We start from the raw sequence: 15,088 nt of genomic DNA, 5'->3' as shown, positions 1-15,088 counted from the left end.
ACGTATGAGCAGGAGCGGCCGCGGGCATCTGCGGATCTATCTGGGGGCCGCGCCCGGCGTTGGGAAGACCTACAAGATGCTGGGCGAGGGGCGTCGCCGGCATGCCCGGGGGACCGACGTCGTGGTCGGGCTGGTGGAGACCCACGGCCGCAGGTACACCGAAGAGATGCTCGGCACTATGGAGACGGTGCCGCGGCGGATCCTGGACCACCGCGGCGCCAGCTTCACCGAGATGGACCTCGACGCGGTGCTGGCCCGGCGGCCGGAGGTCGCGCTGATCGACGAGATGGCGCACACCAACGTGCCGGGCAGCCGCAACGAGAAGCGCTGGCAGGACATCGAGGAGCTGCTGAACGCCGGGATCGACGTGATCTCGACGCTGAACATCCAGCACCTCGAGTCGATCAACGACGTGGTCGAGAAGATCACCGGCGTACCGCAGCAGGAGACGGTTCCGGACCGCGTGGTGCGGGCCGCGGACCAGATCGAGCTCGTCGACATGACCCCGGAGGCGCTGCGCCGGCGGATGGCGCACGGCAACGTCTATGCGGCCGACAAGGTGGACGCTGCCCTGGGCAACTACTTCCGGGTCGGCAACCTGTCCGCGCTGCGGGAGCTGGCGCTGCTGTGGCTCGCCGACCGGGTCGACGCCGGCCTGCAGCAGTACCGCGCCCAGCACGACATCGACTCGACCTGGGACACCCGGGAGCGGGTCGTGGTCGCGCTCACCGGTGGACCCGAGGGCGAGACGCTGATCCGGCGTGCCGCCCGGATCGCCGCCCGGTCCGCCGGCGGCGACGTCCTCGCGGTGCACGTCGCGCGCTCCGACGGCCTGACCGGCGCGAACCCGACCAAGCTCGCCGAACAGCGCAACCTCGTCGAGAAGATCGGCGGGACCTACCACCAGGTGGTCGGCGACGACATCCCGGCCGCGCTGCTCACCTTCGCGCGGGCGGAGAACGCCACCCAGTTGGTGCTCGGCGGCAGTCGCCGGTCCCGGCTCGGTTCGCTGTTCACCGGCCCCGGGATCGGTGCCACCACGATCCGCGATTCCGGCGACATCGACGTACACATCGTCACCCATTCGCAGATGGGCCGCGGGCGGCTGCCGCGGCAGCGCGGCGCGCTCTCCCGGCGCCGCAAGATCCAGGGTTTCGTGCTGTCCGTCGTCCTGCCGCCGCTGCTGGCGCTGTTGCTCGGCCTCGGCGGCGACACGCTGAACCTGACGAGCAACGTGCTGGCGTTCCTGTTCGCGGTGGTCGTGGTCGCGCTGGTCGGCGGCATGTGGCCGGCGATGGTCACCGCGATCGGCGGTTCACTGGTCCTCAACTACTTCTTCACGCCGCCGACCCGGACGTTCACGATCGCCGAGGTGAACAACGCCCTCGCGCTGGCGATCTTCGTGATGGTCGCCGCGATGGTCAGCTCGGTCGTCGACCGCGCCGCCCGTCGTACCCGGCAGGCGGCCCGGGCGGCCGCGGAGTCGGAGACGCTGGCGACCTTGGCCGGATCGGTACTGCGAGGCGAGACCGCGCTGCCGGCCCTGCTGGAGCGGGTCCGGGAGGCGTTCGGGATGACCGGGGCGTGCCTGATGGAGCGCGTGGACGACGACGAGCTGACCGAAGTCTGGCGCCCTTTGGCCTCGGCCGGGACCCTCACGTGCACCCGGCCGGAGGAGGCCGACGCGGAGATCCCGGCCCGCGACGACCTGGTGCTGGTGCTGCAGGGCCACCAGTTGGAGGCTGACGAGCGGCGGCTGGTCGGGGCGTTCGCGGCACATGCGGCAGCCCTCGTCGATCGGGCCCGGTTGAGCGAGGCGGCCGCCGAGGCGAAGCCGCTGGCCGAGGCCGACAAGCTGCGTACGGCGCTCCTGCGGGCCGTCGGCCACGACCTGCGATCCCCGTTGGCGTCGGCGAAGGCGTCGGTGACTTCGCTGCGCAGCGACGACGTCGAGTGGAGCGAGTCCGAGCGGGCGGAGCTGCTGGAGACCGCGGACGAGTCGCTCGACCGGTTGTCGCGGCTGGTCGACAACCTGCTCGACCTGAGCCGGCTGCAGGCCGGCGTCCTCCCGGTCTTCCCCCGGCCGATGGCGCTCGACGAGATCCTCCCCGGCGTGCTGTCCGAGCTGGGCGACGACGCGGACCAGGTGACCGTCGACGTCCCCGACACGCTGCCGCTGGTCGAGGCGGACCCGGCGCTGCTCGAGCGCGTGGTGGCGAACCTGCTGGCGAACGCGATCCGCTACTCGCCGCCCGGCCGGGCGCCGCTGATCACCGGGAGCGCGCTCGGCGACACCGTCGAGGTCCGCGTGGTCGACCGCGGGCCGGGCATCCCGCGGGCGGACCGGGACCGGGTGTTCGCGCCGTTCCAGCGGCTCGGCGACACCGACAACACGGTCGGCGTCGGACTCGGTCTGGCGCTCGCGCGGGGACTCGCCGAGGCGATGCACGGCACCTTGCAGCCCGAGGACACGCCAGGTGGTGGACTGACCATGGTGGTCGCCATCCCGACTGCCCCGGCTGACGTGCCGGTCCCCGGCAGCCGTGAACGATCGGAGCAAGGTGACTCGGGTATTGGTGGTTGACGACGAGCCGCAGATCGTGCGGGCGCTGCAGATCAACCTGAAGGCACGCGGGTACGAAGTGCACCTGGCCGGCACCGGTACGTCGGCGCTGAAGGTCGCCGCGCAGCATCCGCCGGAGCTGGTGATTCTCGACCTCGGACTGCCGGACTTCGACGGCGTCGACGTGATCCGCGGGCTGCGCGGCTGGACCGACGCGCCGATCCTGGTGCTGTCCGGGCGGACCGACCAGACCGACAAGGTCGAGGCGCTGGACGCCGGCGCCGACGACTACGTGACGAAACCCTTCGGGATCGACGAGTTACTGGCCCGGATGCGCGCCGTACTCCGCCGCAGCAACGTCGCCCAGGACCAGCCGGTCGTCACGGTCGGCGGCGCCGTCGTCGATCTGGCCGCGAAGCGCGTCACCCTGGAGAACGGCGAGGACATCCGCCTCACTCCCACCGAGTGGCACCTGCTCGAAGTTCTGGTCCGCAACCCCGGCAAGCTGATGTCCCAGCGCCAGCTCCTCACCGAGGTCTGGGGTCCCGGCTACGAGACGGCCGGCGGCAACCTCCGCTTCTACATGGGCCAGCTCCGCCGCAAACTCGAACCCGACCCGGCCCGCCCCAAACACCTGCTCACCGAGCCCGGCATGGGCTACCGCTTCGAACCCTGACGTCCGATTCGTTCAAGACCTGCCGGTGCGGATGGGTCAAGGTGGGGGCATGGACATCTTCACGGCAGGACGGGACTTCGTACGGCGCGACGCTCGGGTGCTCGAGCGGCGGCTCTTCGCCTCGGTGTTCGAAGGGGCTGACCCGCAGGGGGTGGTCGACGCGCTGCGCGGGTTCCAGAACGCCGACGGCGGCTTCGGGCAGGGGCTGGAGCCGGACAAGCGGTGTCCGGACAGCCTGCCGCTGGACGTGGAGGTCGCGTTCGACACGATGCTCGCGGCCGGTGCGCGGGACGAGGACATGATCCAGCGGGCGGTGGACTGGCTCGACTCGGTCGCGACCCCCGACGGCGCGGTGCCGCTGTGCGGTCCGGCAGTCGAGGGCTACCCGCGCGCCGAGCACATCACCGAGTGGACCTACCAGCCCGGCATCAACCCGACCGCGGGCCTGGTCGGCCGGCTGCACAAGCTCGGCGTCGAGCACCCGTGGCGTGATCGCGCCGGCGCCTGGTGCGCCGCCGAGCTGGCGAACGGGTTCCCGGAGGACGCGCACGGCCTGCACGAGGCGCTGGAATTCCTCGAACACACCCCCGACGTGGACCTCGATCGCGTGCGCGACTGGCTGCCCAAGCTCCAGTGGTTCCGTGCCGACGCGGCCGACCCGACGTACGGCGTGACGCCGCTGCAGTTCGCGCCGACGCCGGACAGCTTCTGGCGCCCACTCTTCACCGAAGCCCAACTCGAGGCCCACCTCGACCGCCTGATCGAGGACCAGCAGGACGATGGGGGCTGGGCCATCACCTGGGAGCCGCCGGGCCCGGCCGCGACCCTCGAATACCGCGGCAGCGTGACCGTCGGCGCCCTCCGCACCCTGAAGGCTTACAACCGGCTCTGAGGATCCCCGACGGCCAGCTAGCCGGACTCGGCCGGGTGCTCGACCTGGCGGTCGCCCCACTGGGTGAGGAGACCGCGAGCGATCTCCAGGTCCTCTCGGAGGGATCGGTCGGCCAGATCCCCCGGGAGTGCTGCCAACGCGTCCGCCAGCCAAGGGCCGACGGCGGCCGGGGCGAGGTCGTCCGGGGTCAGGCCGGCCAGGCGGATCGCGCGGACGGCCGTGACGAGTTCGCTGGCGATGACCTCGCGGAGGGCGTCGAGGAGCTGCTTGGTGAGTACGGCGGCCTGCGGGGCGAAGCTGGCGTGCAGCTCGGCACCGCGGGACAGGGTCGCCGTACCGAGGGTCGCGGGCTGCGCGGCCGAGCGGACCGCGGCGAGTGCGTCGTGCGCGACGTACTCGATCATCATCACGCCCGAGCTCGCCTCCGCCCCGCTGGCGAGGAACCGGCTGAGACCGGTGTAGTCCGGGTCGACCAGGTTCGCCACCCGGGTCGTCGACAGCGTCGCGACGCTGTGCAGGCTGAGCCGCAGCGAGTCCAGCGCGAGTGCGATCGGCATCGCGTGCCAGTTGCCGTTGTGCAGCACGGTGTCGCCGGCCACCAACGGGTTCTCCGCGGCAGCGTTGATGTCGATCCGCACACTGTTGCCGAGGGCATCGGAATGGTCGACGGCCGGGCCGAGCACCTGCGCAAACGCTCTGAGCCCGAACGGGTCCTGGACCCGCGCGGGAGTGATCGGCAGGTCGTCGAGCAGCTCGCGCATCCGGCGCGCGACCCGGACCTGGCCGGGCTGCGGACGGGCCTCGTGCACCCGGACGTCGTACACCTCGGCGTTGCCGCGCAGGGCGACATGGGACAGGGCGCCGACCAGCGGTACGACGTTGATCAGCGTGGACGCCTCGACGTACGCGAGGCAGCACTCGGCCAGCGTGAGCGCGTTGCTCGACAGCAGCGGGAGCGCGCTGGTTCCGTCGATGACGTCGCCGAGCGCGAGTCCGAGTTCGGCGAGCGGGCCGAGGTCGCCGGTCCCGATCGCGCCGCCGCGGTGCAGGTCCGGCAGATCGTCGTCGTTGAGCAGGTCGACGATCGCGTCGGCGACTGCCGGTTCGAGCCCGGATCCACCCGCCGCGAGCTGGTTGACCCGGATCAGCAGCCCCAGGCGGACGACGTCCTTCGGGTACGACGTCGTACCGGTCGTGGAGTGCGATCCGAGCAGCCGGGCGCCGTGCTCCGGGTCGGACGTCAGCACGTCGCGGTTCGCCCCGACGCCGGTGGTCCGCCCGTACACCGGCCGCCGTCCGGCCACGTCGACGACCACCTGCGCGGACTCGTACATCCGCTTCCGGGCGTCGTCACTCAGCCGCACCGCCGTACGCCGCTGACCGAGCGCGACCGCCTCCAACGGCGACAGCCCGGCGCCCGTGAGCTCCACCGGTTCCATGCGCACAGTGTGATCCGCCCACCCGCTGTCCGACAGCACCGCCGCCGATCCGCCGTCTCGCATCCGAGACACGTCCGGCGTAGGGAGGATCGCGTGCCGAATCGGGCAGCAAATCCTCCCCAGACCTGTAGAGCAGGCGCCGCGCCCGCGCGCTCCGGCCGGGTGAGAATCGGGTGCATGACAGTCGAGGACGAAGTACGCGCCGAGGCAGCGTCGTCGGACGCGGTGCTGATCGGCAACGACGCCGAGCTGATCGCGAGCTGCTGGACCGACGACTGGGTGGCCGTCGACGGCACCGGAGTCACCTCCAAGGCCGACATCATCGGCTGGATCGCGTCAGGCCGGCTGCAGCATCACACGATGACCACTGTCGGCGGCCAGCGGCTCGCCCGGGTGGGCGACACCGTCGTCCTCACCGCCCGGAAGGCGAGCTCCGGCACCTGGGACGCGACGCCGTACGAGATCGAAGAGTGGATCAGCCAGGTCTACGTTCGCTCGGATGGCCGCTGGCTGCAGGCGTTCTGCCACAAGGCGACGGCTGCTGCTTGAGTGGCAAGCAAACAGCCCGTCACCCTCGGTGGGGGTGACGGGCTGGTGGTGTTGCCAGGGTTTACGACTGGCCGTAGCGCCTCTTGAACTTCTCCACGCGGCCCTGGGTGTCCATCACGCGCTGCTGGCCCGTGTAGAACGGGTGGCTCGCGGACGAGATCTCGACGTCGACGACGGGATAGGTGTTCCCGTCCTCCCAGACGACGGTCTCGTTGCTCTCGCGGGTCGAACCGGTGAGGAAGCTGAAGTTGCCGGACTTGTCCCGGAAGACGACCCGGCGGTAGTCGGGGTGGATGTCCTTCTTCATGCTGCGGTACTTCCTTCCAAGTAGGGGGCGAACGGATCGGTCAGGGGGTGGACCGCTTCGTCCGCACGCAGGACACAACCGTCGAGGCGCTCCTGTAATTCCCGGGCGTCCAGATCGGCGCCGGTGAAGGACAGGTACGACGCGCGATCGCCGTGCTCGGGGTGCCACTCGAGGGCTGAGCGGGTCTGGTGCTGCTGCCCGACGCTCGCCCAGCGATCGGCCGGGAGGTCGGCGAGCCAGGGGCCGAGGACGCCGATCGAGATGTTCGTGCCGAAGCTGTCCCAGCTCAGCCGGTTGCGGTGCTGCGTCGCGATCCAGAGCGTCCCGCGGCCACGGACCGTGCCGGCGACCAGGTCCTCGAGGGCGTCGTACAGCCGCTCGGGGTGGAAGGGCCGGGCCGACTGCCAGATGAAGGTTCGCTCCGTCGGGGCTGCAATCGAGCCCGGTTCGACGGCGGGGACCGTGCGGTGGAGGCCGATCAGGCCGGTTGTCGTGGTCCTGACCAGCAGTTGCTGGTTGATCGCCCGCAGCAGGTCCCGGACCGTGTCGTCGTCGGTGCTCAGGACTGCGGCGTTCGCGGACTCCAGTTGCCGTACGACGACCTCGGCGATCGCGCGACCGTCCTCGGCCGCGGTCGGGACGCCCCGCTCCCGGATCAGCTGGTCGCCGGTGAGGTCGGTCGTCACGGTGGCTGTGTCGACGGTGCTGACGACGGCGTCGACGAGCAGGTCGGTGTCGCGGTCGATCTCGGCCGCGATCGCGTGCGTGTCGCCGGCCGCGGGCACGTTGACGATCGCGACGCCGTACCGCTCGACGGCGGCGATGCTCGCCAGCAGTTGCACCAGCGAGCCGCGCATCGCACAGGAGACGCACGGGTGCTCCATCGTGATCACCTCGCGGTCGATCACCCCGGCGGCGGTCCGGGCCGTCCGCACGACGTCGCCGCTGCTCAGGCTGCTCACGTCGTACTCCACGAGGACGCCGGACGGCCCGGCGGCGGCCAGCAGATTGCCCGCCACGGCGCCGCGGAACCCGTCGTCGAGGCCTGTCACCAAGGTCACCGGCAGCATCGACTCTCCCGTCTTGTTGAAAACGATAACCAGTGCAAACTACCCTGGCGGGCGGAATAGCCGCCACCCGGCCGGCGTTCAGCTGAGTAAGAGAAAGGACAGCATGGCCAAGCGCAACGACCTCCGCCCGATCATCAAGCTCCGCAGCACGGCGGGCACCGGCTTCACCTATGTAACGCGGAAGAACCGCCGGAACAATCCCGACCGGCTGGTGATCCGCAAGTACGACCCGACGCTGCGCGAGCACGTCGACTTCCGCGAAGAGCGCTGATGGCGACGACGGCGAAGATCGCCCGCAACGACCACCGCCGCCGCACCGCCGCCCACTACTCCGAGCGCCGGTCCACCCTGAAGGCGATCCTCGCCGATCCGCACTCCAGCGCGCCCGCGCGCGCCGAAGCTCAACTCAGGCTCCAGAAGCTCCCCCGAGACGCCAGCCCCGTCCGAATCCGCAACCGCGACGCCGTCGACGGCCGCCCCCGCGGCTACATCGGCAAGGCAGGCATCTCCCGAATCCGCTTCCGCACCATGGCCCACCGAGGCGAACTCCCTGGCATCACCAAGTCGTCCTGGTAGCCCTCAGATAGAACCCTCCGATCCAGGTGGATCGGAGGGTCCTCTGTCTTGCTTACCCGTGCAGCCGTCGGGTGAGTGCCTTGGCGGCCTGGCGGACTTTGTGGGCCAGGCCGGGGCGTTCCGTGGTGGGGACGGTGTCGGTGCGGAACGTGACGCTGATGGCGGCGACGGGATGGCCGGCGTGGTCCACGGCGGCGCTGGCGACGGACGCGACGCCGGGGGTGATGAAGGAGTCCTCGACCGCATAGCCCTGGCGTTTCTCGTCGGCGAGGAGACGGCGGAGTTGGGTGAGGGATTGCGGGCCGAGGTCGGTGCGGCGGACGAAGGACTCAGGGGTGGGGAAGAGCGCCCGTACCTGGGCCGGCGGCAGCTCCGCCAGCAGCGCCCGGCCGGATGCGGTGAGCGTGGCAGGCAGCCGTACGCCGACGTCGGTGACCAGCGTGACGGGCCGCGGCGGCTGCTCTTTCAGAAGGTAAACCAGCTCCCGCCCGTGCAGTACGCCGAGATGCGCCGTCTGCCCGACCTCGTGCACCAGTTGCGCGAGCAACGGCCGCGCCAACCGCTCCAACGGGTCATGCCGCAGGTAGGCGGACCCGATCTCGAAGGCCGCCACGCCGAGCCCGTACCGCTTCTCCTCGGGCAGGTGGACGACGAATCCCTCGTCGATCATTGCCCGCAGCAAGTGGTACGTCGACGAGCGCGGCAGCCCGACCGCGGACGCGATGCGCTCCATCGGTACCGGACCCGGCTGGGTGGCCAGGAACGTCAGCACACGCAACGTGCGGGTCGACGCGGGAACGTTGCCGCTCACAACGGCAGCGTAACCTCACACGCTCGACGAGTCCCGCTTCTTCGCCCGGTTCCGGCGCAACCAGAACCGGAAGCCCTCACCGGCGATCGCGACCGCGAACAGCCCGCCGGCCACACCCCAGTCCATGAACGCGGGCCCGGACACCAGGTAGCCGATGACCAGCGACAGCACCAGGAAGAACGTCAGCGACATCGCGAGCCGCTTCACAGCGCCTTCTCCGCGGTCCAGGCGCCCGAGGTCTCCCGGTAGCCGAGCCAGCGATTCACCGCGAGCATCGGCTCGTTCGCCGCGTCGTTCCCGGTCGACGCGACCGTGAACCCGGCATCCCGCGCGCGGGTCAGCGCCACGGACTTCACCACCTTCGCCAGCCCACGGCCGCGCGCCGAGGGGATCGTGCCGGTCAGGTTCGACCAGATCACTCGCCGGTCCGGGTCCGCGGTCGTGGTCACGAACGACAACACCTGGTCCCCGTCGAGGACAGCGATGCTCAGGTCGTACCGGATGTCCGGGTTGTCCCACGACGTCCGCACCCATTCCTCGTACGCCGGTCCGCCGGACAGTCCGCTCGGGTCGTCGTCGCGGACCTGGACCTCGGCGTCGTACAGCTGCCGCGGGTCCAACGCGTCGTACGTCGCCACGCGCAATCCCTCCGGCGGAGCGAGTGGCTCGCGCGCGGTGGTCAGGTCGGCGGCGGAGTGCGACATCCGGCGGCCGATCACGAATCCGCGCTTCGTCGCGAACGCCTGGGAGTCCTCGTCGTCGGCCACGACCACCAGCAATCGCGCGGCGCCGAGCTCGGTGGCCCGGGCCGTGATCGCGTCGGTCAACGCGCTCCCGATCCCGCGTCTGCGGTACTCCGGCGGCACCTGGTTCGTGACCCGCACCCGCGGCGCCTCCGCGTCCGGCGGCGGCAGGTAGATGTTCGCGTACCCGACCACGTCCGGGCCGTCGACGGCGATCAGCACCTCTTGGCTGTGGGCGTGCCGCAGCTGCAACTCGATCGCGCGCGCGGTCTTCACCAGTTGCGGCATCACCGCTGCCCAGACCCGGGCGACCCCCACCGCATCCTCCGGCCGCGCCGTCCGGATCTCGAACACCATGGCAGGACTCTACGGCTACCGAGGGTCGCGAATGCTGTCTCAGATCCGAGACGGAAAGTCTGCGGCGCTGCTGTCCGGGATCGTTCCCGCGCGGTGCAATGTTCGGGTGGAACACACAGTGAATGTCGGCACCGGACCGCTGACCCCGGCCGAAGTGGTCGCGGTCGCGCGGTCCGGCGCGCAGGTACGGATCGACGACCAGGCACTCGAGGAGATCGCGAAGTCACGCGCCGCGATCGAGGCGCTGGCCCACGCGGACACCCCGCACTACGGCGTCTCGACGGGATTCGGCGCACTCGCGACGCGGCACATCGCGCCGGAGCTCCGGACGCAGCTGCAGCGCAGCCTGATCCGCTCGCACGCGGCCGGCTCGGGCCCCGAGGTGGAGACCGAGGTCGTCCGGGCACTGGCGCTGCTGCGGCTGTCGACGCTCGCCACCGGCCGCACCGGCGTGAAGGTCGAGACCGCCCAGGCGTACGCCGGTCTGCTGAACGCGCACCTGACTCCGGTGGTCCACGAGTACGGCAGCCTCGGCTGCTCGGGCGACCTCGCACCGCTGTCCCATGTGGCCCTCGCCATCATGGGTGAAGGCACCGTCCGCGACGCCGACGGCAACCTTCGCGACGCCGGTGAAGCGCTGCAGGCGCACGGCCTGCGGCCGGTCGTGCTGGCCGAGAAGGAAGGCCTCGCGCTGATCAACGGCACCGACGGCATGCTCGGCATGCTGCTGCTCGCGCTCGCCGACCTCGACCGGCTGTTCAAGACCGCCGACCTGGCCGCTGCGATGAGCGTCGAAGCGCAGCTGGGCACCGACCGGGTCTTCGCCGAGGACCTGCAAGCCCTGAGGCCCCATCCCGGTCAGGCGAAGGCCGCCGCCAACCTGCGCGCGATCCTCAAGGACAGCGCGATCGTCGCCAGCCACCGCGGCCCGGACTGCAACCGGGTGCAGGACGCCTACTCCCTGCGGTGTTCGCCCCAGGTCCACGGCGCCGCCCGCGACACCGCGGCGCACGCGGCGACCGTCGCGGGCCGTGAGCTCGCCGCCGCGATCGACAACCCCGTCGTGCTCCCGGACGGCCGGGTCGAGTCCAACGGCAACTTCCACGGCGCCCCGGTCGGATACGTGCTCGACTTCCTCGCGATCGCCGTCGCGGACCTGGCAAGCATCAGCGAACGCCGTACCGACCGGTTCCTGGACGTCGCCCGCAACCATGGGCTGAACGCGTTCCTGGCCGACGACCCGGGCGTGGACAGCGGTCACATGATCGCGCAGTACACGCAGGCCGCGATCGTCTCCGAGCTGAAGCGCCTGGCGGTCCCGGCCAGCGTCGACTCGATCCCGAGCAGCGCGATGCAGGAGGACCACGTCTCGATGGGCTGGTCCGCCGCGCGCAAGCTGCGCCGGGCCGTCGACGGCCTGCAGCGGGTGCTGGCGATCGAGATCCTCACCGCCGCGCGGGCGCTCGACCTGCGTGCGCCGTTGACGCCCGCCCCGGCCACGGCTGCGGCCAGAGCAGCCCTCCGGGAGCACGTCGAAGGGCCGGACACCGACCGCTTCCTCGCGCCCGAGCTCGAGCACTCCGTCCGGCTTGTTGCCGACGGCACCTATGTCACCGCCGCCGAGGCCGTCACCGGCCCGCTGTCCTAGAGAGGCTGGATCACCCATGTCCGGACCACGTCCCGTCCGCGCACCCCGCGGCACCACGCTCACCGCCCGCGGCTGGCAGCAGGAGGCCGCGCTGCGGATGCTGCAGAACAACCTCGACCCGGAGGTCGCCGAACACCCGGACGAACTCGTCGTGTACGGCGGCTCCGGCAAGGCCGCCCGGGACTGGAACTCGTTCGACGCGATGGTGCGCACGCTGACCACGCTGAAGGACGACGAGACGATGCTGGTCCAGTCCGGCCGCCCGGTCGGCGTGATGCAGACGCACGAGTGGGCGCCGCGGGTGCTGATCGCGAACTCGAACCTGGTCGGCGACTGGGCGACCTGGGAGGAGTTCCGCAAGCTCGAGGCGATGGGCCTCACGATGTACGGCCAGATGACGGCCGGGTCGTGGATCTACATCGGCACGCAGGGCATCCTGCAGGGCACGTACGAGACGTTCGGCGCGGTCGCGGAGAAGAAGTTCGGCGGCTCGCTCGCCGGGACGATCACGCTGACCGCCGGTCTTGGCGGCATGGGTGGCGCGCAGCCCCTGGCGGTCACGATGAACGACGGCGTGGCGATCTGCATCGACGTCGACGAGTCGCGCATCCAGCGCCGCATCGAGCACCGCTACCTCGACGTCCGGGCGTCCTCCCTGGACGAGGCGTTGCGGCTGGCGGAAGAGGCCAAGAAGGCGCGCCGGCCGCTGTCGATCGGTGTCCTCGGCAACGCCGCGGTGATCGTTCCCGAGCTGCTCGAACTGGGGGCGCCGATCGACATCGTCACCGACCAGACCTCGGCGCACGACCCGTTGATGTACCTGCCGGTGGGCATCGACTTCGCGGACTGGGCGACCGCCCGTGAGAAGGACCCGAAGGGCTTCACCGAGCGCGCGCAGGCCTCGATGGCGCGACACGTCGCGGCGATGGTCGGCTTCCAGGACGCGGGCGCCGAGGTCTTCGACTACGGCAACTCGATCCGCGACGAGGCCCGGAAGGCGGGCTACAGCCGCGCCTTCGAGTTCCCCGGCTTCGTGCCGGCCTACATCCGGCCGTTGTTCTGTGAAGGAAAGGGCCCGTTCCGGTGGGCGGCGCTGTCCGGCAACCCGGCCGACATCGCGAAGACCGACCAGGCGATCCTGGACCTGTTCCCGGACAACGAGCACCTCGGCCGGTGGATCAAGATGGCCGGCGAGCGGGTCGCGTTCCAGGGCCTGCCGGCCCGGATCTGCTGGCTCGGCCAGGGTGAGCGCGACAAGGCCGGCGTCCGGTTCAACGACATGGTGGCCTCCGGAGACCTCGAGGCGCCGATCGTGATCGGTCGCGACCACCTGGACACCGGCAGCGTCGCGTCGCCGTACCGGGAGACCGAAGGCATGCTGGACGGCTCGGACGCGATCGCGGACTGGCCGTTGCTGAACGCGATGGTGAACGTGGCCAGCGGCGCGTCCTGGGTGTCGATCCACCACGGCGGCGGCGTCGGCATCGGCCGGTCCATCCACGCCGGCCAGGTATCGGTTGCCGACGGCACCGACCTGGCCCGGCAGAAGCTGGAGCGGGTGCTCACCAACGACCCGGCGATGGGCGTCATCCGGCACGTCGACGCGGGCTATGACAAGGCCGTCGAGGTCGCGGACGAGCGCGGTGTCCGGGTTCCGATGCGCGAGAGCTAACTGTCTGCGACCGTGGCAATCTGTAGTGCTACGGTGCACTTTCCCACAGGGTGAGAGACCGCGCTACCGCGTGGATTCGGTCTTTCGTTCCGCTAGGGTCAACTGGGCGACCAACGAGCGCGAAGGGGCGCCATGATCGAGTTCGAGGACGTCACCAAGCGGTATCCGGACGGCACCGTCGCCGTCGACGCGTTGTCCCTGCGGATCCCGAGCAACCAGATCACCGTGTTCGTCGGCCCGTCCGGCTGCGGGAAGACCACGTCGCTGCGGATGATCAACCGCACGATCGAGCGGACCGGCGGGACCATCTCGATCGACGGCGAGGACATCAACTCCCATGACCCGGTCGCCCTGCGGCGCGGTATCGGGTACGTGATCCAGAACGCCGGCCTGTTCCCGCACAAGACCGTCGTGGAGAACGTCGCGACCGTGCCCAAGCTGCTCGGCTGGGACAAGCGCAAGGCGCACGGTACGGCGATGGAGCTGCTCGAACGCGTCGGCCTGGACCTCAAGCTCGCCGAGCGGTATCCGGCACAGCTGTCCGGTGGCCAGCAGCAACGAGTCGGCGTCGCCCGCGCGCTGGCGGCCGACCCGGCGATCATGCTGATGGACGAGCCGTTCAGCGCCGTCGACCCGATCGTGCGCAACCAGCTGCAGGAGGAGTTGCTCCGGCTGCAGCGCGACATCGGCAAGACGATCGTGTTCGTCACCCACGACATCGACGAGGCGATCAAGCTCGGCGACACCATCGCGGTGATGCGGGTCGGCGGCAAGCTGGCCCAGTTCGCGCCGCCGGCCGAGCTGCTCGCCCACCCGGCCGACGAGTTCGTCCGGGACTTCGTCGGGCGGGACCGCGGTTACCGGGCGCTGACGTTCGTGCACCCCGAAGAGCTGCCGGTGCGGCCGTTGCCGGACGAGCTCGCGCTGCAGGACGGCGTACCGCTCGGATGGCGCAACGGGTCGCAGGAGTTGCTGCCGCTCGGGGCGGTGTTCAAGCGCGGCGACTCGTTGCGCGCGGCACTGGACGCCGTACTCACCTCGCCGACCGGCAACGGTGTCTGCGTGGACGAGGACGGGAAGGCCATCGGCGTCATCGACCAGGGCACGGTCGCCGAGGCGCTCCGCTCATGAGCTGGATAGCGGACAACCTCGGGCTGATCTGGGACCAGCTGGTCGAGCACCTGTACCTGGCGATCATTCCGGTGATCCTCGGGCTGATCATCGCGGTGCCGCTCGGGTACGTGGCGACGCGCTACTCGTGGCTGGCGAACCCGCTGATCGCGTTCGGCGGCATCCTCTACTCGCTGCCGTCGATCGCGCTGTTCATCGTGCTGCCCGCGATCCTCGGCACCAAGGTGCTGTCCACGGTGAACATCATCGTGGCACTGACCATCTACACGGTGTCGCTGCTGATCCGGAACGTGATCGACGGACTCCGCTCCGTGCCGCCCGACGTCCGGCAGTCCGCGATCGCGGTCGGGTACGGCGCGCTGCACCGGCTGGTCGCGATCGACCTGCCGATCGCCGTACCGGTCATCTTCACCGGGCTGCGCGTCGTCACGGTCGCGAACATCTCGATGGTGAGCGTCGGCGCGGTGATCGGGATCGGCGGCCTGGGGGAGCTGTTCACGCTCGGCTTCCAGAAGGACTTCCTGACCCCGGTCGTGGTTGGCGTCGTGCTGTCGCTGGCCTTGGCGCTGCTCGCCGACCTCGTCCTCGTGACGCTGCAGCGGGTGCTGACCCCGTGGGCCCGCATCGCAACCCCGGTGGGAGAGGTGGCCTGAC

16 protein-coding genes are annotated in these 15,088 nt (G+C 70.6%); 10 read left to right on the top strand and 6 right to left on the bottom strand.

Translation table 11 applies throughout. The features are described 5' to 3' along the window. Positions 1–4 precede the first annotated feature (4 nt). Genes ABZX12_RS21110 through ABZX12_RS21100 form a run of 3 tightly spaced genes read left to right on the top strand, consistent with a single transcriptional unit; the run spans position 5 to position 4,131 of the window. Positions 5–2,584 carry a DUF4118 domain-containing protein gene (locus ABZX12_RS21110; protein ID WP_355695419.1) on the top strand — a complete coding sequence of 860 codons (2,580 nt, stop codon included), beginning with the start codon at positions 5–7 and terminating at the stop codon, positions 2,582–2,584. Then, entirely contained in the window at positions 2,562–3,239 is a 678-nt protein-coding gene (locus tag ABZX12_RS21105; RefSeq protein ID WP_134012015.1) for a response regulator, read from the top strand. Before ABZX12_RS21110 ends, ABZX12_RS21105 begins: the two co-directional genes overlap by 23 nt. Before the next feature lie 49 nt (positions 3,240–3,288). Beyond that, a complete protein-coding gene (locus ABZX12_RS21100; RefSeq protein WP_355695417.1) occupies positions 3,289–4,131 on the top strand; it encodes a hypothetical protein in 843 nt (280 codons plus the stop codon). 17 nt (positions 4,132–4,148) lie between these two features. On the opposite strand, the gene ABZX12_RS21095 is transcribed toward ABZX12_RS21100, so the two are convergent. Next, a complete protein-coding gene (locus ABZX12_RS21095; protein WP_355695415.1) occupies positions 4,149–5,570 on the bottom strand; it encodes an aromatic amino acid lyase in 1,422 nt (473 codons plus the stop codon). Positions 5,571–5,747: 177 nt separating this feature from the next. Here ABZX12_RS21095 and ABZX12_RS21090 point away from each other — a divergent pair, with 177 nt between their 5' ends. Next, positions 5,748–6,119, top strand: coding sequence for a nuclear transport factor 2 family protein (locus ABZX12_RS21090; RefSeq protein WP_355695413.1), 372 nt, complete (start codon positions 5,748–5,750; stop codon positions 6,117–6,119). A gap of 61 nt (positions 6,120–6,180) precedes the next feature. Here ABZX12_RS21090 and ABZX12_RS21085 read toward each other — a convergent pair whose 3' ends face one another. Then, positions 6,181–6,426: a type B 50S ribosomal protein L31 gene (locus tag ABZX12_RS21085; protein WP_355695412.1), complete on the bottom strand. Its 246-nt coding sequence runs from the start codon at positions 6,424–6,426 to the stop codon at positions 6,181–6,183. Continuing rightward, positions 6,423–7,496 (bottom strand): GTP-binding protein, encoded by a 1,074-nt coding sequence (locus ABZX12_RS21080; RefSeq protein WP_355695410.1) that lies wholly within the window; start codon positions 7,494–7,496, stop codon positions 6,423–6,425. Before ABZX12_RS21080 ends, ABZX12_RS21085 begins: the two co-directional genes overlap by 4 nt. A gap of 103 nt (positions 7,497–7,599) precedes the next feature. Between ABZX12_RS21080 and rpmG the strand changes: the two genes are divergently transcribed. Both rpmG and rpsN read left to right on the top strand, forming a co-directional pair. Further along, positions 7,600–7,767: a 50S ribosomal protein L33 gene (gene rpmG / locus ABZX12_RS21075; RefSeq protein WP_355695408.1), complete on the top strand. Its 168-nt coding sequence runs from the start codon at positions 7,600–7,602 to the stop codon at positions 7,765–7,767. Continuing rightward, a complete protein-coding gene (rpsN, locus tag ABZX12_RS21070) occupies positions 7,767–8,072 on the top strand; it encodes a 30S ribosomal protein S14 (protein WP_355695406.1) in 306 nt (101 codons plus the stop codon). The genes rpmG and rpsN overlap by 1 nt, the downstream gene beginning before the upstream one ends. A gap of 52 nt (positions 8,073–8,124) precedes the next feature. On the opposite strand, the gene ABZX12_RS21065 is transcribed toward rpsN, so the two are convergent. Genes ABZX12_RS21065 through ABZX12_RS21055 form a run of 3 tightly spaced genes read right to left on the bottom strand, consistent with a single transcriptional unit; the run spans position 8,125 to position 9,983 of the window. Continuing rightward, on the bottom strand, positions 8,125–8,883 hold the full coding sequence (locus ABZX12_RS21065) for an IclR family transcriptional regulator (protein ID WP_355695404.1): 759 nt from the start codon (positions 8,881–8,883) through the stop codon (positions 8,125–8,127). A 15-nt stretch (positions 8,884–8,898) separates the two neighbouring features. Then, positions 8,899–9,090 carry a hypothetical protein gene (locus ABZX12_RS21060; RefSeq protein WP_355695402.1) on the bottom strand — a complete coding sequence of 64 codons (192 nt, stop codon included), beginning with the start codon at positions 9,088–9,090 and terminating at the stop codon, positions 8,899–8,901. After that, on the bottom strand, positions 9,087–9,983 hold the full coding sequence (locus tag ABZX12_RS21055; RefSeq protein WP_355695400.1) for a GNAT family N-acetyltransferase: 897 nt from the start codon (positions 9,981–9,983) through the stop codon (positions 9,087–9,089). Before ABZX12_RS21055 ends, ABZX12_RS21060 begins: the two co-directional genes overlap by 4 nt. A gap of 106 nt (positions 9,984–10,089) precedes the next feature. On the opposite strand from ABZX12_RS21055, the gene hutH reads away from it, so the two are divergent. From hutH to ABZX12_RS21035, 4 genes are all read left to right on the top strand, one after another. Further along, positions 10,090–11,631 (top strand): histidine ammonia-lyase, encoded by a 1,542-nt coding sequence (gene hutH / locus ABZX12_RS21050; protein WP_355695398.1) that lies wholly within the window; start codon positions 10,090–10,092, stop codon positions 11,629–11,631. Between the two features lie 16 nt (positions 11,632–11,647). Beyond that, entirely contained in the window at positions 11,648–13,303 is a 1,656-nt protein-coding gene (gene hutU, locus ABZX12_RS21045) for a urocanate hydratase (protein WP_355695396.1), read from the top strand. A gap of 132 nt (positions 13,304–13,435) precedes the next feature. Beyond that, positions 13,436–14,434: an ABC transporter ATP-binding protein gene (locus ABZX12_RS21040; protein WP_355695394.1), complete on the top strand. Its 999-nt coding sequence runs from the start codon at positions 13,436–13,438 to the stop codon at positions 14,432–14,434. Next, positions 14,431–15,087, top strand: a complete 657-nt coding sequence (locus ABZX12_RS21035) for an ABC transporter permease (protein WP_355695392.1) — start codon at positions 14,431–14,433, stop codon at positions 15,085–15,087. Before ABZX12_RS21040 ends, ABZX12_RS21035 begins: the two co-directional genes overlap by 4 nt. The last annotated feature ends 1 nt before the right edge of the window (position 15,088 follow it).

This window comes from Kribbella sp. NPDC003505 (assembly GCF_040610875.1).
In the GTDB taxonomy this organism is placed as follows: domain Bacteria; phylum Actinomycetota; class Actinomycetes; order Propionibacteriales; family Kribbellaceae; genus Kribbella.
Note: the sequence above shows the minus strand (reverse complement) of the source record. Positions and strands in the feature narration are given on the sequence as shown.

Coding starts and splice junctions, on each gene's coding strand:
- ABZX12_RS21110 (WP_355695419.1), top strand. CDS start 5: ATGAGCAGGAGCGGCCGCGGGCATCTGCGGATCTATCTGGGGGCCGCG.
- ABZX12_RS21100 (WP_355695417.1), top strand. CDS start 3,289: ATGGACATCTTCACGGCAGGACGGGACTTCGTACGGCGCGACGCTCGG.
- ABZX12_RS21095 (WP_355695415.1), bottom strand. CDS start 5,570: ATGGAACCGGTGGAGCTCACGGGCGCCGGGCTGTCGCCGTTGGAGGCG.
- ABZX12_RS21090 (WP_355695413.1), top strand. CDS start 5,748: ATGACAGTCGAGGACGAAGTACGCGCCGAGGCAGCGTCGTCGGACGCG.
- ABZX12_RS21085 (WP_355695412.1), bottom strand. CDS start 6,426: ATGAAGAAGGACATCCACCCCGACTACCGCCGGGTCGTCTTCCGGGAC.
- ABZX12_RS21080 (WP_355695410.1), bottom strand. CDS start 7,496: ATGCTGCCGGTGACCTTGGTGACAGGCCTCGACGACGGGTTCCGCGGC.
- rpmG (WP_355695408.1), top strand. CDS start 7,600: ATGGCCAAGCGCAACGACCTCCGCCCGATCATCAAGCTCCGCAGCACG.
- rpsN (WP_355695406.1), top strand. CDS start 7,767: ATGGCGACGACGGCGAAGATCGCCCGCAACGACCACCGCCGCCGCACC.
- ABZX12_RS21055 (WP_355695400.1), bottom strand. CDS start 9,983: ATGGTGTTCGAGATCCGGACGGCGCGGCCGGAGGATGCGGTGGGGGTC.
- hutU (WP_355695396.1), top strand. CDS start 11,648: ATGTCCGGACCACGTCCCGTCCGCGCACCCCGCGGCACCACGCTCACC.
- ABZX12_RS21040 (WP_355695394.1), top strand. CDS start 13,436: ATGATCGAGTTCGAGGACGTCACCAAGCGGTATCCGGACGGCACCGTC.
- ABZX12_RS21035 (WP_355695392.1), top strand. CDS start 14,431: ATGAGCTGGATAGCGGACAACCTCGGGCTGATCTGGGACCAGCTGGTC.